Here is a 22,508-nt window from a genome sequence, read left to right as displayed (position 1 = left end):
TCTTATCCAATACTAATATCTGCTTTCATATACTGAATCAAATCTTTCTTATCAGGCTGGTAATCCGCTAGACTTACCAGCAAGGTCAAGGGACCGATACGGCCGATAAACATGAGCAGCATGACAATGCTGAGGGCTAACTTGCCCAATTCTGGTGTCAGATTTGCCGTTACCCCAACTGTCGCAAGAGCTGAAATGGTCTCAAACATGAGGTAGATAAATCGCGGTGTTCCTTCTGCCGTAATTCCCAGCAACATCAAGCCCAACAAGAAGGTCATCAAAAAGATAATGAAGACACTAAAGGATTTTTGGACTGTTCGAGCCTCAATGGTTCTCTGCGCAACATTGGTATGAGGCAAGCCCAGCAACTCACTACGCGCAAAGACCAATAAGACAAAGAAAGTCGTAATCTTGAGCCCCCCAGCTGTCCCTCCAGGTGCCCCACCCAGAAACATCTGTAGGATATAGATAAATAGGGTCACAGGCCGAGCTTGGGTGTAATCAATAGAAGCAAAGCCAGCCGTTCTCATGCTGACGGTTTGGAAAAAGCTAACTAGCACTTTCTCTGGGACACTAAGATTGCCAATGGTTCCAGGATTGTGCCACTCCGTAAAGAGTGTGGATACTGTCCCAAACAGTAAAATCCCTGCGGTCAAGAAGAGGACCAGCTTGGTGTGAAAACGCAGACGGCGTTTTTTCTTCTTGTCAAACTGGGTTGCCAAGTCAAACCAAACCATAAAGCCAAGACCACCCGTGATAATCAAGCCAGCAATGACCAGATTGATCAAGGGATCCGTCTGAAAAGCCACTAAACTGCTACTGCCGAAATTATCAAAACCAGCATTACAAAAGGCTGAAATGGCTAAGAAGATAGAGGTAAAAATACCCCGTCCCCAGCCGAACTCAGGAATAAAACGGAAACTTAGCAGGGAGGCACCCAAGCCCTCCACCAGAAAAGTCGTCAAAAAGATAGACCGCATAAAGGCCTTCAGTGACCGAGTCTCTCCGTAACTAAAACTCTCCTGAATGGTTTCACGGCTGCGAAGACTGAGTTTTTGCTTCCCCTGAATATAAAAGACCCCGATAAAGGTCATGAGCCCCAGACCACCAATCTGGATCAAGAGCATACAAATCAACTGCCCCCAGACATTATAGGTGGTAGCCACTGGTTGCGTAAAAAGCCCAGTCACACAGACCATGGAAACCGTCGTAAAAAGATGGTCAAAATATGTAGCCTGCGAACCACTAGCCTGGACAAAAGGCAGACTCAAAAGGAGAGAGCCTATAAAAATAACTCCAGCGAAACTTAAAAAGATGCGACGAGCTGGCGAAAGTCCGCCCAAGGCCCTTTCAAGTTTTTTCACAAATAATTTGAATAACATATGTCCATTGTACCATAAAAAGAAGGAGAGGAGTTAGATCTGAGAAGCTATCCCAAGGCAGAGTTCCAAGGCCTTTTCAAAAGCTTCTGAACCCCAGTCACGACTATCATACTGGTCCAAGTCAGCTAAGGAATCAGCTGTAAACAGCAACTCTCCCCAGAGAACCCCACGCAGTTGAGCCACTGCCGCAAGCGCAGAACACTCCATCTCTACAACAGCACAGCCTTCTTCCTTGCGATAAGCCACCTTTTCAGCCGTTTCTCGGTAAAAACCGTCTGTCGTCCAGGTCATGACTTCTTCATAGGGAATCCCTCTGGCTTCCAACACTCGCTCAATAGCAGCAATAGCCTCTAGCTGAATTTCCATATAACGAGAAGCTGCCACATAGTGATAACTAGCTCCTTCATCTCGCAGAGCCCGAACAGGGACTAGAAAGGCATTTTCTTCTATATCAGCCAGCACACCACAGGTTCCGGTGGAAATAATCTGCTCCACACCATAGCCAATCAACCAATCCATAAACTGGGCTGCTGGAGCTGATCCAACAGGAGCCTGAGCCAAACAAAGTTCCTCGTCCTTGTAATTGATGACATAGACTGGATAGGACTTGGTGGCAGAAACGAATTCAACGACACAATCCGCCCCTACTTCCTTCGCATAGCGGTCAATCTCCTCACCCAAAAAAGCATAGACACACTTCTTGGGCAAGTGCAAGTCCAGCCCCTCGTGATTGGGCATGATAACCGCCTGAGGATTATCATCAAACTCTAAAATGGGAATCGCATGTTTCTGAATCATAACCCACCTCCTCTGATTTTGTACTATTGTATCAAAAGCTGACAGAGTGTCAAGTAGGGGGCTAATGAACTGAGGAGAAAAAAGCATCCCAGTTACGAAATAATTTTAAATTGATCAATGAAGTAGACTTGCTAAGAGATAGAGTAGGTAAATATGGGCTGGGTAAAAGATGATGAAACCTACAAAAAAGAAACAACTTCCGCTGTTTCTTTCTACTTTTATTTCACAGATATCTCCTTAATCACACGCGCAGGATTGCCAGCTAGGACAACGTTGTCGCCAAAGGACTTGGTGATTACAGCCCCTGCTCCAGCAACAACATTATTCCCCAGTGTTACTCCAGGAAGGACAATGACACCTCCTCCAGCCCAGAAATTATCTCCGATGGTAATAGGCTTGCCGTATTCCGCACCTGAATTACGTTCCTGCGGGTCCAATGGATGGAGGGGAGTCAAGAACTGACAGTTGGGACCAATCATAGCATTGTCCCCAATACGAATCGGACAAACATCCAGCATAGTCAAGTTCCAGTTAAAGTAAAAATTTTCCCCTAGATGGATGTTGACACCGTAGTCCACCATCAAGCGCGTATTGACATAAAGATTTTTCCCGGTCGAGCCAAACCAAGTCTTGATGATTTCGGATCCTTTTAAGGGATCTTCTTCCTTGTTAAAGGCAGCCTGTTTTTGGCGAGAAACCTGAGCCAAGGCTCTCAGTTCTGAGTCTGATGGGCGGTAAAACTCTCCTGCTATCATTTTCTGGTATTCACTAGTCATTGTATTCTTCTCCTTATTCCCTACTATCATATCAAAATTTCTACATATCTGACTAGGATAATGGGTACTTTCTACAGTTTATGCTCTGATTTTCATCACAGCCTGTCTATCTTGCTAAGCGAATACGAGTCACAATTCCATCTGGGTCTGTGATTTCCAGCTGGCTAGATGTGATCCACTTGATTGGTGCATCAACTTCTTGTGCTCGTTGCACAATCGTTAACAGTTTTTCTTTACTAGAAACTTCAATGACATAGTAGGCCAAACCTGACAAGCCGTGCTTACGCGGAGCCAGCCCTTTTCCTCCCCATTCATTGACTGCCAAATGATGATGATAGTCCCCAGCTGCAATCCAACTAGCACTAGGTACACTGAATTTATCTTCTAGCCCTAACACCTTTTGATAAAACTGACTGGACTTTCGACTATCCTTGACGGAAAGATGGATATGCCCCATTCTCGTACCTTCTACCAGGATAAAAGGCTCTACCCTTTCTCCCAACTCATAGATATCCTGTGCCGCAAGAGCCTCCGTCACTCCGATAATGCGCCCATCTTCTCGAATATCCCAGTCCTCTACAGGCTTATCACGGTAAATTTCAATTCCGTTCCCTTCTAAATCTTCCAGATAGATTGCTTCACTGTAACCATGGTCTGCACCGCCGACTAAAGGAATCTGTAAATCTGTCAGATGTTTCAAGACATCCGCCAAAGCCTTTCGTGTCGGCAAGAGAATAGCCAGATGGTAAAGACCATAATGTTCCCTTACTTCTCCTCTCTCTTGTGCTTGAATCAAGTGTACCAAGGCTTTTCCACCAATTCCTAGAATAGCCTCTGTCTCCGTTTGAGATAAGATTTCTAAACCAATAATTTGCTGATAAAAGGCTGTTTGACTCCCCAAATCCTTTACATTTAAAACTGACTCTGCTAAATAAATGTGACTCTTGTATTCATAGGTCATAAATGGTCCTCTTTTCTTGTTGTAATTATTTTTATTACAACTATTATATAATTTCCATCAAGAAAGTCAAGCCAGACAACTTGGAGTCTCTATTCTAACAAGAAAGAGGTCAATGTTCGCCATCAACCTCTTTCTTATAGTTCGTTATTTTTGGGATAAGTAAGATGAATACTTTACCTATGACTTGCTATTTTCAGCCTAGTTTACCCACTCACCATTGCCATTTACTTTATAACCATCTGGTGTTGTTGTGTTCACAGCCAAAGCTCCTGAACCATATGCATAGTACCAATATTGACCAACTTTAAACCAACCTGTCTTCATGATACCTGATTGATCAAGATAATACCAAGTATCATTTTCCTTATACCAGCCTGTCTTCATAGCTCCTGAGCCATCAAAGTAGAACCATCTGCTACCATCTGTTCCCCAGCCTGTAAACATCGCGCCTGAATTATCAAGGAAATACCATGTTCCATCAACTTCTACAAATCCAGTCTGCATGACACCTAAATCATTCAAGTAGTACCATTTACCACCTGTTTTCACCCAGCCTGTCTTCACATCACCAGACTCATAAAAATACCATTTACCATTAGATGACACCCAGCCAGACTGACTAGATGTAGATGTTCTAAAATCTTTCAACGATTTTTCTACAACTGTAGCTTTACTTTTAACGGTTGAAAGGTTTGAGGCAGTCACTTCTGTATATTGAATAGCAGAACCATAGCCACCAGCCAATTCTTCTGAAGAAGCATCATCACCTAAAGCTAGAGAAATCGTTGCTACTTGCTGAGAGCTGGCTGCGTTTTTAAAGGCTGCGAGACCCACATAGGTAAATTTAGAATTGACCAAAACCTCATAATAACCTGTAAATTCTTTAGAGGTTCCACCCTTCTTTTTAGCTACATAATTCGCCTTCTCAGCATGCCAGTTTTCAATTGCCTTTAGAAAACCTTCATAGTTTACATCTAAAGCTTCTCCTCTTATACTATTACTAGATGGAAAAGCAGTCCAGATTTCTTTAGTAGAAAGACGCTCAGGTTTCAAAGCTACTGACACCTCAGTAGCGCGTACAAAAGCAGTTTTCTCAAGATCAGTAGACCATTTAATAGGGACATACTTATCTACCAAACCTTCATCAGCTGCTTCCTTACGAATCTTATTGATTGCATCCAAAATAGCTTGTTTGTTTGGAGTCAAAAATTCTCCCTTAATTCCGACCAAAACGTTGCCACTAGAAGGTTTTAGCACCTCTGAGGTCAATACATTTTCATTTTTACCATTAATAGATTGTGTTGCCACCAATCTGTCATTCGCAAAAACATCAGTTGTCAAAACTGCTCCAGCCAAGGTCAAGGCCAAGGCCAAGGCACTAGCAAATACAATTTTCTTCATTGTTTACTCCTTATATCTTTTGAATCGTATCTTGATAAATACTTCTCAGCACACAATTATATCATATTTCCCTATTCTTTGTCCGTTTCTACTAATGTCATGAGGCAAATGATATTCCCCCCGAAAAGTATAAACTTTATCCTTTATTTCACAACAAGCTCATAACGTGTCTTACTTGTGAAGGTTTGACCGGCTTTGAGAATGACTTGGTCTCTGAGGTCACTGTGAATGGCATCGGGTAAAGCTTGCGCTTCAAGGGCAATCCCATTGTGCTGTACCATTGGCTGACCTCCTATGATGACACTTTCATCCACAAAGTTTGCTGTGTAGACCACAAAGCAAGGAGCCTCTGTCTTAAATCTCAGGAAGCGACCTGAGTTTTGGTCATAAAGGAAACCAGCATTGTCATGACCTGCAGGAAGGGCAAATGGATGATCCAAACCTGATACAAGCTGGATTTGCTCATCTTCTTCTGCAAAGATATCCTTCAACAAAGCACCATTGTAGATGTGTTTAACCGCATCACGATTTGCATCTGGAGTTTTGGCAGGAACACCGTCTGGAGCGATTGGGTAAATACCCTCTGTGTTTAGTTGGAAGACATGACGGTCAATTGTCTGCGTGAAATCACCAGACAAGTTGAAATAGCTGTGGTTGGTTGGGTTGACCAAGGTATCTTGATCAGTTGTTACTTTATAGCTAACCTCGTAAGCTCCATTTTCTTCCAAGTGATAACTGATCCAAATCTTAAGATTACCAGGAAATCCTCCTGTGCCATCTGTACGCTCTGTATAGAGAGTCAAGCCATGGTCACTCACTTCAACTAGTTCAAACAAGCTCGAATCCCAACCTGTTGAACCACTGTGGTTGCAATTGCTAGCATTATTGACTTCAAGGTCATAGGTCTGGCCATTGAGCTCAAAGGTCGCACCTGCAATACGGCCTGCCACAGGACCTACACTAGCTCCATGCTTAGGACTATTGCCTACATAGCTATCAAAGTCATCAAATCCCAAAATAACGTTGGCAAAATGTCCAGCCTTATCAGGCGTGACATAGCGCAAGATGGTCGCACCATAAGTCATAACCTCAAGCTGGTAGCCACCGTCCGTCTCAAAGCGATAGGCCAAGACATCCTTGCCCTCAACATTTCCAAATACACGCTCTGTATATGCTTTCATTCTGTTCTCCTTTTACTATTTCTCTCAAGCAAACAAACCATAGAAAGCGCCTTGACAATCTATGGTTTATCTGATAATTTACAAATCCTCTTGCCAAAAATTCATAAACACTGGCTTACTTTTGATATTCGTGAATAATCACACCTTGTACCACACGGTTTACGGTACCTGTAGGAGACGGTGTATCTGGTTTATTTTCTACCTTGAGCGAAGTCAAAAGGGCAAAGAGTTGGGCATAAACGATGTATGGGAAGACACGGTAAATATCATTCAAGACACCGCCACAACCAAGGGCCACTTCTTTGACATTTTCAAGACCAAAGGATTGATCACTCAAAAGCACAACACGGCGAGCAATCTGGTCACCAGCAACTTCACGAACCAAGTCTAAATCGTACTTGCGAGTGTAGTCTGTTGTTGTACCAAAGACCAAAACAACGGTATCTTCGTTGATCAATGATTTTGGACCGTGACGGAAGCCGACTGGGCTTTCATACATGGTCGCAACCTGACCAGCAGTCAGTTCCAAAATCTTGAGCTGAGCTTCATGAGCAAGTCCGAAGAATGGACCAGCACCTAGATAGATGACACGGTTAAAGTCTAAATCAACAAGCTCTTTGACATCTTCTGCCTTGTCTAGAACTTTACGGGCAAGACTAGAAACAACTTCAAAACGTTCAGCTTTCACAGCAAATTCTGTAGGATCAAAGACCAAGAGAGCTGTCAACATCATAGACGTAAAGCTAGAAGTCATGGCAAAGCCAGCGTCATTAGAAGCAGCTGGTTGCAAAAGCAAGAGATTACGGTCATCGCCGTGGGCTTGAAGAGCCAATTTACCGTCCGCTGCACAAGTAATCGTCACTTGATAGAGTTCATCCACCAAGGCTTTGGCCAAATCAACAGTCGCCACACTTTCAGGAGAATTCCCACTACGAGCAAAAGATACAAGGACAGTCGCCACATCTTTTTTCAAATAAGTTTCTGGATTGGCAACGATGTCTGTAGTCGCAATGGCATTGAAATTCCATTTGCGTTCGTCATAGACTTCCTTAAAGTAAGGTACCAAGGTGTCTCCCACATAAGCAGAAGTACCAGCACCTGTCAAGATGACCTTGATATAGTCATGTTTATCAGCGACCCCTTGTAGGAAGGCTGCAATTTCTTCACGCTTTGCTTGGTAAGATTCAAAAGCTTCTTTCCATACATCAGGCTGTTGGTAGATTTCACGTGTAGTGATTTCTGCACCCAATTCGATCAAGTCTTCTTTTGTATAATGTAGCATTGAGTTCCTCTTTTTCTATTAAATATGGGAATGGGAGTAAGCCCCATTCCCATGTATATTCTATATAAAATGCTCTAACAATTTTCACGTTGTCACATCTTATTGAATCGAGTTCCAACTAAAATCTTTGGGAAAAAGACCGATTATCGTCGGAGCATCGCTCCATCCTCCTATCGCCTATTTTCCCTGTGATTTTCACGTTGTCACATCTTATTCATCTTCGTCATCATCGAAGCCAGCTAACAGATCATTAACTTTCACAATGCTTTCTGCAGCACGGCTCTTGTAGTCCGCATCTGCGCCTGTAAGGCTCGCATTGATAAATTCAATCACCATTGGAAGATTCATCCCTGCATAAAGTTCAATATCACGACCTTCCATGATCAAACGGCTTACCACGTTACATGGTGTTCCACCGAGAAGATCCGCAAAGACTAGGAAATCATCCAATCCTTCAATAGCAGCTTCAAATTTTGCAGTAAATTCTTCTGGGCCATCTTCTGGAAGAAGAGCTACTGTATAGATATTGTCTTGTGGCCCCATAATCATTTCAGTGCTACCTTTAAGTTCTTCACAGAAACGACCATGGCTCACCAAAATTAATGATTTAGTCATAAATTATGCGCCCATTCCAAGTACAAATTTACCAAAGGCAGAAAGAGCCAAAGCAAGTACGATAATAATACCGATAGCTTTAGTAGAGTTCATACCTTTCTTACCAAGCAACCAGAAGATAAAGGCAGTAAAGATTGCTGGAAGCAAACGTGGGAAGATTTGGTTCAAGATGTCTTGGAAGTCAATCATCTTTTCACCGATTGGCAATTTATAAGAAATTTCAAAGTTGATCATTGTTGCTACAAGAGCACCCATCATGAAGACACCAAGTACAGATGCAGCGTCAATCAAAGCTGTCAAAGTACTTTGCATGTTGTTAATAAGGTTAACCCCTTCTTTGTAGGCAAATTCCAACTGTTTCCAACGGAAGATATCATACGCTACTGCAACTGCAATCCAAAGGAAGATACCCCAAGGTTGACCAGCGATAGCCATAGTTGCTGCGATAGAACCCATGATAGCAGGTACAAGTGAACCAAAGATTGTATCTCCAAGAGGAGCGAATGGTCCCATCAAACCTGTCTTGATACCGTTAACGGCATCTTTTGAACCCACACCATCTTTTTCTTCCATGGCAAGGTCAAAACCAGCGATAATTGTGTGGAAGAATGGTGAAGTATTGAAGAATTGAGTATGAACTTTCATCATTTCTTTCAATTCAGGAGTTCCATCCCCATACATTTTACGCAATTGAGGCAAGATCATGTACAGGTAACCAGAAGCTTGCATACGTTCGTAGTTCCAACCTAATTGGAAAGTAAACAAGCTACGTTTGTTGATTTGATTAAAATCTTCTTTTGTAAGTTTGTAATTAGAATTCGTCATCTTCGATTTCCCCACTTTCTGATGGTGTAGAAGGTGCTGCTACAGCTACTTTTTGGCTATTTTTGAAGTGAAGCACTGCAAGGAAGATACCTACGATAGAGATACCAATCATAGACAAACCTTTAAAGTTGTTGACAAAAGCAATTTTTTCAGCAACATCTTTAGGTAGAGTACCTACGATACCAGCAACAGCGCCACCAAGACCTGTTACGTATGAGTAAAGAACAGTCAACATAGCTGTCAAACCGAATCCCATAGCAAGGTAGTGAAGGTTACGTTTAACTGGAAGGTAACGAAGCAAGATTGCAAATCCAAGACCTGGAAGCATACGTCCTGCAAGTGTCAAACCATCTGCAACCCATTGGTATTCTTTAACGAAGTCTACGACTGATTGTACAAAGGCACCACCAAAGGCAAGGGCAAAGAAGACTGGAAGGGCACGAGATAAAGCCCAAGGAATCGCACCAAGTAGGTAGTTGCGTTCAATACCTTTATAGTCAAAGCGTTCGATTGCAGCATCCACACGGTGAGCAAAGAAAGTAGTTGTCATACGTCCAAGAACGTCGAAGTAAGTCAAGAGAGCTGCTACTGGCACAGCGATTGTTGTAATCGCAAGTGCTGTATCAATTCCTTGTGAAACAGAGAAGGCTGTCGCAAGAACCGCACCAGAAGTTGCGTCGATACGAGAAGCACCACCGAAGGTACCAACCCCAAGAACGAACAGTTGCAAGTTACCACCGATAAGCAGACCAGTAGTCACATCTCCCATGATTAAACCAGTAATGAAACCAGCAAATACAGGGGAACCTGCAGATGAAACGATCGTCAACTCATCACAGATTTGATAAGCTGAGTACAAAGTGAGAAGTAAAATTTGCCACCATTGTATCATAACAATGACCTCCTAAAAATTTTTTCCTATTTTAATAAGCTCAAAAAGTCTGAAACTGGATCATTTGGAACCATTTGAGCAGTAAGTTTAACACCTTTTTCTGCCAATTTGTGGAAGTCTTCCACATCCTTGTCCACTACGTTGATTGAACGTGTGATGGCGCGAGTTTCTGGTGTTTGAGACATATTCCCAACATTGAGAGTTTCAAGTGGTACACCTGCTTCTACCAAACCAAGGAAACGGTCTGGTTTACGAGCAACGATAAAGAGACGTTGGCTATCGTATTTACCAGCAAGAATATTGGCTGCCGCTTTTTCAATTGGCAAAATACTCAATTTCACACCTGGTGGTGTCGCGAGTTTCAAACCACTCTTTTCAACGTCGTTGTTGACAACTTCGTCATCTACAACCATAATACGTGAAACATTTAGTTTTCCAGCCCATAGATTGGCTACTTGTCCGTGGATCAAACGTCCATCGATACGGCATCCTACAATTGTCATAAGTTTTCCCCCTTTATGTGTTTTAGTGTAGGTTTACGAGTTAAATGAATCTCTTCTTTATATTCACCCTCTGTTTCAAAGATAATGATGCGATTAGCACCCTCCTTGAGATAGCTATGAGGAATATAAAGCGAGAGAGTTGGGCCGACGTTCCAAAAACGTCCTAGATTCTGCCCATTGACAAAGGCAACTCCCTTACCAAACTCAGACAAGTCTAGGTAAGTATCTTTTGGCTCTTGGACTGTAAAGTCATAAGCGTAAAAGGCTGCTTGTCCTTGAGTCCATCCTTTTGAAAAATCAATTTTCTCAGGATTATCCAGTGGTAGTGGATAGTGTTTCCAATTAAGTAAGAAGTGCAAATCCTTACAAACCCCTGTCCGAATTCCCTTACGTTGCGTATCCGCTAAGAACTTGTGCCCATAGTTGACACGCCCCATATTTTCTATCAATATATCCAATCTAGACAGCGCTTTCTTTTCACCTTGATAAAAAATATCTTCCCCAATCTCTGTCTGATATTGGGTTTCAACCCACTGACCATCGATATAAAGCTGAGCCCTATCTCGACCATCAATGATACGAAGTCTTTCTTCTTCTGCATCCCAGTTTGTTTCTGTTCGATAGAGTAAGTAGCCATAACTTTGTCCTAGCTCCTCCATTTTTTTAGGATAAAGGCTTTCTACAGGACTAGATAAGCTATCCAAGGTTTCAAACAAGGAAACTTTTTCAGCTAATGGAATAGCATTTACTTTCATACTCTCCTTATAGAGCGGTTCCAACTGCGGATACTCTGGGAAGTGTGTCGCCATCATCTTCTTGACTGCCAAGTACTTGGCAGTTGGATTTCCTTCTTCATCCAGAAGGGCATCGTAATCATAAGATGTGACTTGTGGCAAATCCAAGGTCCCTCGAGCCGAGCAACCATTCATGAAACCAAAGTTTGTTCCACCATGGAACATGTAGAGATTGATGGAACCTTGCTCCAAAACCTCACGAACTGCATCTGCCAATTCTTTTGGATCCCGTGTGATAATCGGTTCTTTCCAACGATTGAACCAGCCATCCCAGAACTCCATACACATGAGAGGCCATTTCTTGCCATGCTCATCAAAGAATTCCTGCATCTGTGAAAAGTTATATGGAGCCTTAGAACCAAAGTTCCCTGTTACAAAGAGATCATCTTCGATTAAAGTTCCTGCTTTCAGAGTAGCTCGCCATGGACCATCTGATGTAAAGAGGGAACAGGTTACGCCACGCTCTTCCATCAACTGTCGAATGGCTCTCAAATAAGCCTTATCTTCTCCATAAGAACCATACTCATTTTCAACCTGCATCATGAGAATATTGCCACCATTATCCAACAAATGTGGAACCAGTCTTGGCAAGAGTTGATCATAATAGCGACTCACAGCTTCAATATAGGCTGGGTCGGATGAGCGAATTCGCATATTCTTGGTTAAAAGCCAAGCTGGTAAGCCACCGAATTCCCATTCTGCACAGATAAAGGGAGACGGACGAACTATAGCATATAGGCCCAAATCTTGTGCTATCTGGAGAAATCTCTCCAAATCCTGAGAACCTTCAAAGTTAAACTCACCTTCACGAGGCTCATGTAAATTCCAAGCTACATAAGTCTCTACTGTATTAAAACCAAGAGCCTTCAAGTTATAAAGCGAATGATACCAATCTTCTGGAGGAACTCTAAAATAATGAATGGCTCCAGATAAAATCTTAAATGCTTTTCCATCGAGATAGAAATCATCCCGTATCTCAAATCGTGTCATATTTTTACCTTCTAACAATTAAAGCTTGCGCTTTCATTTGTTGATATAGTAACTATATCTCAATATTTTGCATTTGTCAATAGGCTTTCACAATTTTTTTCATTTTTAACTAACTTTTACACAAAAAACTTATAAAAGTCTCTAATCTATAACAATAGTATCCTTTAAAAACCCTGTATAAAAATGTATGATTTTCTATTAATTTCGATGTAAATTAACCTTATACCCTATTATTCTAATTTTTTTATTCAAAAGTCTACTATTCTTTTCAATTTTATGGTAAAATTTTTAGTGGAAAAGGAAAATCGAGGTGAAAATATGGCAATTCCAAAGTATCAATATATTAAAGATGAGTTGAAGAACAAAATCATTTCTGGCCAATTTGCCAGTGGAGATAAATTCTACACTGAAGCAGAATTGATTGCAATGTATGATGTAAGTTCTATAACCGTTGTCCGCGCCTTAAACGACCTTGCCAAAGATGGCTATATTGTCCGTCAACAAGGAAAGGGTACATTCGTTTCACGCGCACGCAAACATAAACTCGTGGAGTTTTCAGATGTAGAAGTTTTTGAAACTAAAGATGATAAAGTTACCGTCCTTTCTATTGAGCGCGGAAACAAATTAAACTACTTAGAAAAACTTGGACTACGTGGTGACCAGTTCTACTACAAGATTGAACGCGTACGCGAAACGAATGGTGTCGTATACATCTACCACACATCTTACATTCCAGAACAATACATCAACGCAAATTATCCAAATCTTGAATATTATAGTTCTATCTATAACCGTTTCAAATCAGATTACCACATTCACATGAATGATGAACATTTTGAAGAAATCAATGAAATAGCATTTCCAACTCCAGAACATGCGGCTTCAGTCCTCGGAGTTGATGAGCAATTCCCAACCGTCTTACAAACCAAGACTACTAAGCTAGAGTCTACTGGTCAAGTTCTTGCATACAGCGAAACTTATAAACGAGCGGATTACTACAAGATCAAATTCATTTCATGTGATCGTGATCACTAAGAAGAAAGCCTGAGCCTAATCGCTTGGGCTTTTTCTATATATATTAAAGCACAAAAAAGCGACTATGAAAACGCTATTAATTCTCAATGAAAATCAAAGAGCAAACTAGGAAACTAGCCGCAGGCTGTACTTGAGTACGGCAAGGCGACGTTGACGTGGTTTGAATTTGATTTTCGAAGAGTATAAATATATTTATTTGTAGCACTTGTACTAAAAATAAGTTAAAAATCACTGATTTTCCCTTAATTTTACCTTCTTATATAAGTTGTTATTTCCAAAATATTATGATTTACTCCGTTTGTTATAGTTATTATATAAATTTACTTGACTTTTTACTATATAGATAATAAAATTAAGTTGGTTTTATGTAAACGTTATCAAAATAGTTGTATCAAGGAGGTTTTATCATGAAACTAGACAAAAAACAGCGTTTCTCGATTCGCAAGTATGCAGTCGGAACAGCTTCTGTACTGATAGGATTTACCTTCAGTGCGCAAGTCGTATCTGCAGATGGACTCACACCAACACCAAAAACTACTGAAACTTTGCAAGCTGTGCCGGATAGCCCACAAGCATCAGAAGCACCAATTCAAGATAAAGAAGAAAAACTTGTAAAACAAGCTGATAAAACTATAAAAGAGGAAGTTAAAACTGAAAAAGATACTGTTAACACAGTTGTTCCAAAAACAGACAATGTGGTAACACCAGTAGTAACAGAACATACCAGCCCAGCCCCTACTACGGAAGCAGAAAACACAACTCAAGTGGAAAAAAGCGGAGAGAGTGCCAATACTGAGAAGAAAAACGAGCCTGCTACTCCTGCTGTACTCGCTCCGACTACTGAACGTGCCACTCAAGTAAATGAAAAACTAGCGAAAAAGAAAATTGTTTCTATTGATGCTGGACGTAAATATTTCTCACCAGAGCAGCTCAAGGAAATCATCGATAAAGCGAAACATTATGGCTACACTGATTTACACCTATTAGTTGGAAATGATGGGCTCCGCTTCATGTTGGACGATATGAGCATCACAGCTAACGGCAAGACCTATGCGAGTGACGATGTCAAACGTGCCATTGAAAAAGGTACAAATGATTATTACAACGATCCAAACGGCAATCACTTAACAGAAAGTCAAATGACAGATCTAATTAACTATGCCAAAGATAAAGGTATCGGTCTCATCCCAACAGTAAATAGTCCTGGTCACATGGATGCGATCCTCAATGCCATGAAAGAATTAGGAATCCAAAACCCTAACTTTAACTATTTTGGGAAGGAATCAGCCCGTACTGTAGATCTTGACAACGAACAAGCAGTCGCTTTTACAAAAGCCCTTATCGATAAATATGCTGCTTATTTCGCGAAAAAGACTGAAATCTTCAATATCGGACTTGATGAATATGCCAATGACGCAACAAACGCTAAAGGTTGGACTGTCCTTCAAACAAAAGGAAAATATAGTAAATTCATCACTTACGCTAATGATCTTGCTCACATCGTCAAGTCGCACGGCCTCAAACCAATGGCCTTCAATGATGGTATCTACTATAATAGTGATACTAGCTTCGGAACTTTTGACAAAGATATCATCGTTTCAATGTGGACTGGTGGTTGGGGAGGTTACGACGTCGCTTCTTCTAAACTTCTAGTAGAAAAAGGTCACCAAATCCTAAACACTAACGATGCTTGGTACTATGTTCTTGGGCGAAATGCAGATGGCCAAGGTTGGTACAACCTTGATCAAGGCCTAAACGGTATCAAGAACACTCCAATCACTTCGGTACCAAAATCCGACGGTGCAACTATTCCATTCATCGGTGGTATGGTAGCTGCTTGGGCTGACACTCCATCTGCACGTTATTCACCGTCACGCCTCTTCAAACTCATGCGTCAATTCGCAAATTCTAATGCTGAATACTTCGCAGCTGATTATGAGTCTGCAGAACAAGCACTTAACGAGGTACCCAAAGACCTTAACCGTTATACTGCAGAAAGCGTCGCAGCAGTTAATGAAGCGACAAAAGCTATCCGTTCGCTTGATAGTAACCTCAGCCGTGCCCAACAAGATACGATTGACCAAGCAATTGCAAAACTTCAAGAAGCAGTCAGCAATTTGACCTTCACACCAGAAGCTCAAAAAGAAGAAGATGCTAAACGTGAGGTTGAAAAACTTGCTAAAAACAAGGTAATCTCAATCGATGCTGGACGCAAATACTTTACTCTTGACCAGCTCAAACGCATCGTATATAAGGCTAGTGAGCTCGGATATTCTGATGTCCATCTCCTTCTAGGAAATGACGGACTTCGCTTCCTACTCGATGATATGATCATCACTGCCAACGGAAAAACCTATACAAGTGATGATGTCAAAAATGCTATCATCCAAGGAACAAAAGCTTACTACGATGATCCAAACGGGACTGCACTTACACAGGCAGAAGTGACAGAACTAATTGAATACGCTAAATCCAAGGGCATCGGTCTCATCCCAGCTATTAACAGTCCAGGTCACATGGATGCTATGCTGGTTGCCATGGAAAAATTAGGTATTAAAAATCCTCAAGCCCACTTTGATAAAGTCTCCAAAACAACTATGGACTTGAGAAACGAAGAAGCGATGAACTTTGTAAAAGCCCTCATCGGTAAATACATGGACTTCTTTGCAGGAAAAACCAAGATTTTCAACTTTGGTACTGACGAATATGCCAACGATGCTACTAGTGCCCAAGGCTGGTACTACCTCAAATGGTATCAACTCTATGGCAAATTTGCCGAATATGCCAACACCCTCGCTGCCATGGCCAAAGAGAGAGGTCTTCAACCAATGGCCTTCAACGATGGCTTCTACTATGAAGACAAGGATGATGTTGAGTTTGATAAGGATGTCATCATCTCTTACTGGTCTAAAGGATGGTGGGGGTACAATCTTGCAACTCCTCAGTACATAGCAAGCAAAGGCTACAAACTCCTCAACACCAACGGAGACTGGTACTATGTTTTAGGCAATCACAAACCAGACGAAGCTTATCCACTTTCAAAAGCAGTTGAAAATTCTGGTAAAATTCCATTCAATCAACTTGCTTCTACCAAGTATCCTGAAGTAGATCTTCCAACAGTCGGAAGTATGCTTGCTATCTGGGCAGATAAACCAAGTGCAGAGTACAAGGAGGAAGAAATCTTTGAACTCATGACTGCCTTTGCAGACCACAATAAAGACTACTTCCGAGCTAATTATAATGCTCTCCGCGAAGAAATCGCACAAATTCCTGAAAACTTAGAAGGATACAGCAAGGAAAGCTTAGACACCCTAAGTGCAACTAAAACAGCTCTAAATTACAACCTCAACCGTAATAAACAAGCTGAAGTTGACACACTTGTAGCCAAACTAAGAGCTGCTCGCTTAGGTCTCAAACCAGCTGCAACTCACTCAGGAAGCCTGGATGAAAATGAAGTGGTTGCCAATGTTGAAACCAGGCCAGAACTCATCACAAGAACTGAAGAAATTCCATTTGATGTTATCAAGAAAGAAAATCCTAACCTTCCAGCTGGTCAGCAAAATATTATCACAGCAGGAATCAAAGGTGAACGAACTCATTACATCTCTGTACTCACTGAAAATGGAAAAACAACCGAAACAATCCTTGATAGCCTGATAACCAAAGAAGCTGTGAACCAAGTGGTTGAAGTCGGTACTCCTGTAACTCACAAGGGTGATGAAAGTGGTCTTGCACCAACTACTGAGGTAAAACCTAGACTGGATGTTCAAGAGGAAGAAATTCCATTTACCACAGTGACTCGTGAAAATCCACTCTTGCTCAAAGGAAAAACACAAGTCCTTACTAAGGGCATCAATGGACATCGTAGCAACTTCTACTCTGTGAGCACTGTTGATGGTAAGGAAGTGAAAACACTTGTAGATAGTGTCGTAGCGCAGGAAGCTGTTACACAAATAGTCGAAGTAGGAACTCTGGTAACACATGTAGGCGATGAACACAGACAAGCAGCCGCTATTGCTGAAGAAAAACCAAAACTAGAAATCCCAAGCCAACCAGCTCTAGCAACTGCTCCTGCTGAGGAAAACAAAGCTCTTCCTCAAGGTCAAGATCCTGTAGCAACAGAGAAAAAACTTCCTGAAACAGGAAGTCACCATTCTGCAGGACTAGTAGTCGCAGGACTCATGGCCACACTAGCAGTCTATGGACTCACTAAAAGAAAAGAAGACTAAGTCTTTTCAATAAAAAAATAAACAGCGAGATTAAAGCTCGCTGTTTATTTTTTAAATTAATCACCCAGTCCTAGACGTTCAAAGATATCATCCACTCGTTTAGTGTAGTAAAGAGGGTTAAAGATTTCATCGATTTCCTCTTGTGTAAGGCGTGATGTTACCTCTGGATCTGCTTCGAGAAGAGGTTTAAAGTCTACTTGATTGTCCCAAGAGTAAGCTGTTTTTGGTTGCACCAAGTCATAGGCTTGCTCACGCGTCATGCCTTTTTCAATCAAGGTCAACATAGCACGTTGGCTAAAGATCAGACCGAAAGTCGAGTTCATGTTGCGGATCATGTTTTCTGGGAAGACCGTCAAGTTCTTGACGATATTTCCAAAACGGTTGAGCATGTAGTCAATCAAAATGGTCGTATCTGGTGTGATGATACGCTCAGCTGATGAGTGGGAAATGTCGCGTTCGTGCCAGAGAGCAACGTTCTCATAGGCCGTAAGCATATGACCACGGATAACACGCGCCAAACCTGTCATGTTTTCAGAACCGATAGGGTTGCGTTTGTGAGGCATAGCAGATGAACCTTTTTGTCCTTTGGCAAAGAATTCTTCCACTTCGCGTTGCTCAGATTTTTGCAAACCGCGAATTTCAGTCGCCATACGCTCGATTGAAGTCGCGATGCTAGCAAGAACCGCAAAGTACTCAGCATGAAGGTCACGAGGAAGGACCTGTGTAGAGATTTCTTGGGCACGGATACCAAGTTTGTCGCAGACATATTGCTCAACAAATGGTGGGATATTAGCGAAGTTTCCAACCGCACCAGAAATCTTACCAGCTTCCACACCCGCAGCCGCATGTTCGAAACGCTCGATATTGCGCTTCATTTCGCTGTACCAAGTCGCCAATTTAAGACCAAAGGTTGTAGGCTCAGCGTGCACACCGTGGGTACGCCCCATCATGATGGTAAACTTGTGCTCCTTAGCCTTATCAGCGATGATGTTGGTGAAATTTTCAAGGTCACGACGGATGATGTCGTTGGCCTGCTTGTAGAGGTAACCGTAGGCCGTATCTACCACATCGGTAGAAGTCAAACCATAGTGGACCCACTTGCGCTCTTCACCAAGCGTCTCAGAAACCGCACGCGTGAAGGCAACCACATCATGGCGCGTCTCCTGCTCAATCTCTAAAATACGGTCGATGTCAAAGTCCGCTTTCTCGCGAATCAAAGCCACATCTTCCTTAGGGATTTCCCCCAACTCAGCCCATGCCTCGTCAGCCAAGATTTCCACCTCAAGCCAAGCACGGTATTTATTTTCTTCACTCCAAATATTCGCCATCTCAGGGCGAGAGTAACGGTTGATCATTGTTTTATCTCCTTAATCTATTTTCTTGAAAATCTGATATATATTTCCATACTCTTTAATCATGTTTTCATTCTTCAAGTTTATCTAACTCATCATTAACTTTTATTGAAATATCATCCAAATGTACGGTTACTAAAAACCATAAATTTAATAGACCTGCAATAACTAAACTATAAAAAAATAAATTTAGTATTTCTTTAACTATAAAGGGGAAACTTATATCAATTAAACTACTTATCAAAGCGAAAATTGAAATAACCAACCAAAGAAATGACGCTGTTATATATGGAGTAATTGTTCTATAAAATAAATCCCCCTTTTGTAGTGTGTCCTTATCTTTTGAATAACAATAATTAAACATTGCAACTAAATCTTCTGTGCTAAAAAGATTTCTTGTGGCATTAAGCATAGTTACTGCAAAAGAAAGTCCTGTCACTCCCGGAAATATAAAACTAGAAAAACTTATCCATTGAATTTGAATAAAACTAAAATTCTGAGACAATAATCTAAGAATAAATATCGATATAGAAATTAATACCCAGCTACAAATTAACCACTTTGGAAAAATTTGTTTTTTCCAAACACGAGACACAATTTTAAATTTATTTATCTCTACTCTATTAAATTTTTCTAGTTCAGACATATTAATCCTCCCTAATATTTCTTCTTAAAATTGTATTTTCAATAAGATTTTTACCTCTAGCAAAAATAGAAGATAAATAGCCTTTTTCTGCATCTACTTTTGCCTCATCCTCAATTTCTAATTCGTTAAATGTTTCTCCTTGAGCCGCTTTATATTTTGTCTCAATTCTAGCAGCTCTTAAGGCTTTTCCTCTATCCAGTGCAGGATGTCCATTAGGGTATACTTTCGTAACTATAATTTCTTTATACTTTCCTGGTTTAATTTTGAAATCGTCATAAACTAGATTTACAGAAACATTTCCAATATCTGTTATATTTTTAAAATTATTAATTTTATCTTCAATTTCACTAATAATAGAATTTAGTTCATTTACAATATCATCAGTAATTAGCATCGATACAGGAATATAAATCCATTCACATGAAGTATCATAGTAAAAATTAATCACCCTTATATCTTTAGAATTATAAAATAAAAATTTTTCAATCCTATTAACTCTATCAATATAAGTTATTCCCATTTGTATTTCCGAAATTTTACCCTTAGAAAATGATGATACTTTGATTTCTTCTGAATTTTTTAAAAATGGAAAAGTTACAAATAGTTCATCTATTTTCGCTTTAAGCATTGACCTTAAAGACATATAGGCTTTACTATAGACAATCTCACCACTATCTTCAAAAATAGCCACAACCTTGTAATACTCAGAAATCAAATTTTCTCTATATTGCAATATTTCTTGATACAATTTAGATTTTTTTATTGATTCAATATCATTAGTTATTCTATAACCTATGATACCTTTGTCTTCATCTAACCTATCAAAAATCATGTTTAAAGAAGTTGGAATGACAGTCTCTAATAGATTTGCTTCTTCATACAAATCAAGCACTGTAGGTTCAACATTTAACTTTGCAACAAAAACTTCCATTATTTAAAACTCTCTATTTTCTATCTACAACAATAATTTCTCTATTATTTATACTAACTTACTCACTATAAAATAGTAAATATTACTCAAATTCTTCTTTCCCAATCCACACAGATGGATAATGATCCAGTGTATTCAAATCCGTATCTAACGGTAGATCATAGATAGCTAAATAGTTTTCAGGGTATCGTGCAACTAGCTCTTCATACTTAGCTTTCGCTTTTTCGTGATCACTACTAGCATACAAGACTTCGACGACTGCTCCAGTCTTCTCTTTTTCAACAAATGCATTGACAATAATTTGTATCATAGTCTTATCCTAAAAATCTATCCCTTTCCCAAACTCATCCACACTATCTGGCACATCACTAAACAAGGTCACATGTCCCATCTTGCGGTTGTGCTTCGCTTCTATTTTACCATACATGTGGAGGTGGGCGCTTGGATTTTCTATGACATATTTTTCAGCGGTCTCAACATGTTGGCCGAGAACATTGAGCATAACAGCTGGTGCATGCAGTTTAATGGCGGGCAATGGTGCTCCCAGAACGCCTAAGATATGGGTATCAAACTGAGAGAAGTCGCAGGCTTCAATCGAGTAGTGCCCTGAGTTATGTGGACGTGGGGCAATCTCATTAACGATAATATCATCAGCCGTCGCAAACATTTCCACGCAAAGAGTTCCAGACAAGTGCAGTTGTTCTGCAATTCGTAGAGCCATATCTTTAGCTTTCTCAGCTAGACTATCAGAAATGCGAGCAGGCACAATTGTTTTAGATAGGATGTTGTTACGATGGATATTTTCCTGAACTGGGAAAACCGTCACATCCTTGCCATTACCAGACACGATGACTGAAATCTCAAGGTCAAAGTTGACAAATTCTTCCAAAACGCAGTCTGCTGAATCTGCTAGCGCATAGGCTTCTCCCAAGTCTGCTTCTGAACGAATAACCTTTTGACCATGGCCATCGTAGCCACCTGTCGCAGTCTTGAGAACATAGTTTTTAGACAGGTCCATATCTGCCAAATCTTGACTTGAAGTCACAACCTTGTAGGGTGCAACGGTGACTTTGGCCTTGTTTGAGAGAAAATCCTTTTCAAAAATGCGATTTTGAGAGATGCGAAGCAGGTCTGTCCCTTGAGGGAGTTGTCCATCCTTGATAACCGCATCCAGACCGTCAGCATCGACATTTTCAAACTCATAAGTGAGGACGTCGCATCGCTCAGCCAACTGACGAAGGGCGTTCACATCATTATAAGGCGCTACGATGATTTTCGCCACGCGAGAGGCTGGGCAATCCGCCGCAGGATCCAGCGCGATAACCTTGTGTCCCATGTAGATAGCAGAAATGGTCATCATTTGACCCAGCTGACCGCCACCGATAATTCCGATTGTTTTAGATGAGCTCATTTGACGACTCCTCTGCAATTTTTCCTTGCTCTTCTGCGAAATCTGCCAAAGCTGTCGCGATAGCCTGATCCTCTACTGAAAGAAGACGGAGGGCGAAGAGAGCCGCATTTGTCGCGCCAGCTTCACCGATAGCCATAGTTGCGACTGGCACTCCACCCGGCATTTGAACAATAGAGTAGAGCGAGTCTACGCCACTAAGAGCGCGCGACTTGACAGGTACTCCGATGACAGGAAGCGTTGTTTTCGCTGCTACCATACCTGGCAAATGGGCTGCGCCACCAGCACCCGCAATAATAACCTTAATACCACGACTACGTGCTTCTTCGGCATGTCTGAACATAAGGTCTGGTGTGCGGTGGGCAGAGACAACTTTCTTTTCATAGGTTATACCGAAGCGGTCTAGGACTTCGGCGGTTTTTTGCATAGTTGCCCAGTCGGATTTTGAGCCCATGATGATGGAAATAATTGGTTTAGTCATAATTTTCCTTTTCTTTCCTTTCTTTT

At 41.1% G+C, this 22,508-nt stretch carries 20 protein-coding genes and 1 pseudogene; 2 read left to right on the top strand and 19 right to left on the bottom strand.

The features are described from left to right. Positions 1-2: 2 nt before the first annotated feature. From SK629_RS00485 to SK629_RS00430, 13 genes and pseudogenes are all read right to left on the bottom strand, one after another. Positions 3-1,382: a TrkH family potassium uptake protein gene (locus tag SK629_RS00485; protein WP_042900115.1), complete on the bottom strand. Its 1,380-nt coding sequence runs from the start codon at positions 1,380-1,382 to the stop codon at positions 3-5. A 33-nt stretch (positions 1,383-1,415) separates the two neighbouring features. Beyond that, the gene (locus SK629_RS00480; protein ID WP_042900114.1) at positions 1,416-2,180 is read right to left on the bottom strand and encodes a nucleoside phosphorylase; all 765 of its coding nucleotides are present in this window, start codon (positions 2,178-2,180) and stop codon (positions 1,416-1,418) included. A 218-nt stretch (positions 2,181-2,398) separates the two neighbouring features. Then, entirely contained in the window at positions 2,399-2,956 is a 558-nt protein-coding gene (locus SK629_RS00475; RefSeq protein ID WP_042900113.1) for a sugar O-acetyltransferase, read from the bottom strand. A 106-nt stretch (positions 2,957-3,062) separates the two neighbouring features. Beyond that, complete coding sequence (locus SK629_RS00470) at positions 3,063-3,917, bottom strand: VOC family protein (protein ID WP_042900112.1); 855 nt, start codon at positions 3,915-3,917, stop codon at positions 3,063-3,065. Positions 3,918-4,115: 198 nt separating this feature from the next. Further along, positions 4,116-4,361, bottom strand: coding sequence for a hypothetical protein (locus SK629_RS12975; RefSeq protein ID WP_419991772.1), 246 nt, complete (start codon positions 4,359-4,361; stop codon positions 4,116-4,118). Next, positions 4,359-5,318 (bottom strand): annotated as a pseudogene (locus tag SK629_RS00465) (CAP domain-containing protein); the annotation flags it as partial. The pseudogene SK629_RS00465 and the gene SK629_RS12975, both read right to left, overlap by 3 nt. Before the next feature lie 143 nt (positions 5,319-5,461). After that, positions 5,462-6,499, bottom strand: a complete 1,038-nt coding sequence (locus SK629_RS00460; protein WP_042900110.1) for an aldose epimerase family protein — start codon at positions 6,497-6,499, stop codon at positions 5,462-5,464. A 115-nt stretch (positions 6,500-6,614) separates the two neighbouring features. Continuing rightward, positions 6,615-7,781, bottom strand: coding sequence for an SIS domain-containing protein (locus SK629_RS00455; protein ID WP_042900109.1), 1,167 nt, complete (start codon positions 7,779-7,781; stop codon positions 6,615-6,617). Between the two features lie 210 nt (positions 7,782-7,991). After that, positions 7,992-8,396, bottom strand: coding sequence for a PTS sugar transporter subunit IIA (locus SK629_RS00450; RefSeq protein ID WP_080710144.1), 405 nt, complete (start codon positions 8,394-8,396; stop codon positions 7,992-7,994). Between the two features lie 3 nt (positions 8,397-8,399). Next, positions 8,400-9,221, bottom strand: coding sequence for a PTS system mannose/fructose/sorbose family transporter subunit IID (locus tag SK629_RS00445; protein ID WP_000185286.1), 822 nt, complete (start codon positions 9,219-9,221; stop codon positions 8,400-8,402). Then, on the bottom strand, positions 9,208-10,113 hold the full coding sequence (locus tag SK629_RS00440) for a PTS mannose/fructose/sorbose/N-acetylgalactosamine transporter subunit IIC (protein ID WP_042900108.1): 906 nt from the start codon (positions 10,111-10,113) through the stop codon (positions 9,208-9,210). The genes SK629_RS00445 and SK629_RS00440 overlap by 14 nt, the downstream gene beginning before the upstream one ends. A gap of 26 nt (positions 10,114-10,139) precedes the next feature. Then, complete coding sequence (locus tag SK629_RS00435; RefSeq protein ID WP_000156971.1) at positions 10,140-10,616, bottom strand: PTS sugar transporter subunit IIB; 477 nt, start codon at positions 10,614-10,616, stop codon at positions 10,140-10,142. Further along, on the bottom strand, positions 10,613-12,400 hold the full coding sequence (locus SK629_RS00430; protein ID WP_042900107.1) for a glycoside hydrolase family 35 protein: 1,788 nt from the start codon (positions 12,398-12,400) through the stop codon (positions 10,613-10,615). Before SK629_RS00430 ends, SK629_RS00435 begins: the two co-directional genes overlap by 4 nt. A 318-nt stretch (positions 12,401-12,718) precedes the next feature. On the opposite strand from SK629_RS00430, the gene SK629_RS00425 reads away from it, so the two are divergent. Together SK629_RS00425 and strH are read left to right on the top strand one after the other, a co-directional pair. Continuing rightward, positions 12,719-13,435 (top strand): GntR family transcriptional regulator, encoded by a 717-nt coding sequence (locus tag SK629_RS00425; RefSeq protein ID WP_042900106.1) that lies wholly within the window; start codon positions 12,719-12,721, stop codon positions 13,433-13,435. Positions 13,436-13,842: 407 nt separating this feature from the next. After that, entirely contained in the window at positions 13,843-17,664 is a 3,822-nt protein-coding gene (gene strH, locus SK629_RS00420; protein ID WP_042900105.1) for an LPXTG-anchored beta-N-acetylhexosaminidase StrH, read from the top strand. A gap of 56 nt (positions 17,665-17,720) precedes the next feature. Here the strand turns inward: strH and purB are convergent, their stop codons facing one another. The 6 genes from purB to purE form a co-directional block, all read right to left on the bottom strand. Then, the gene (gene purB / locus SK629_RS00415) at positions 17,721-19,019 is read right to left on the bottom strand and encodes an adenylosuccinate lyase (protein ID WP_042900104.1); all 1,299 of its coding nucleotides are present in this window, start codon (positions 19,017-19,019) and stop codon (positions 17,721-17,723) included. A 67-nt stretch (positions 19,020-19,086) separates the two neighbouring features. Next, entirely contained in the window at positions 19,087-19,662 is a 576-nt protein-coding gene (locus tag SK629_RS00410) for a hypothetical protein (RefSeq protein ID WP_042900103.1), read from the bottom strand. A gap of 1 nt (position 19,663) precedes the next feature. After that, the gene (locus tag SK629_RS00405; RefSeq protein WP_042900102.1) at positions 19,664-20,593 is read right to left on the bottom strand and encodes a hypothetical protein; all 930 of its coding nucleotides are present in this window, start codon (positions 20,591-20,593) and stop codon (positions 19,664-19,666) included. 82 nt (positions 20,594-20,675) lie between these two features. Then, complete coding sequence (locus SK629_RS00400) at positions 20,676-20,903, bottom strand: hypothetical protein (RefSeq protein WP_042900101.1); 228 nt, start codon at positions 20,901-20,903, stop codon at positions 20,676-20,678. 9 nt (positions 20,904-20,912) lie between these two features. Next, positions 20,913-22,004 (bottom strand): 5-(carboxyamino)imidazole ribonucleotide synthase, encoded by a 1,092-nt coding sequence (gene purK / locus SK629_RS00395; protein WP_042900100.1) that lies wholly within the window; start codon positions 22,002-22,004, stop codon positions 20,913-20,915. Further along, positions 21,991-22,482, bottom strand: coding sequence for a 5-(carboxyamino)imidazole ribonucleotide mutase (gene purE / locus SK629_RS00390; RefSeq protein WP_042900099.1), 492 nt, complete (start codon positions 22,480-22,482; stop codon positions 21,991-21,993). The genes purK and purE overlap by 14 nt, the downstream gene beginning before the upstream one ends. Between the last annotated feature and the right edge of the window lie 26 nt (positions 22,483-22,508).

The organism is Streptococcus mitis, assembly GCF_000722695.1.
Lineage (GTDB): Bacteria > Bacillota > Bacilli > Lactobacillales > Streptococcaceae > Streptococcus > Streptococcus mitis_O.
This window is presented reverse-complemented; position numbering and strand designations above follow the sequence as displayed.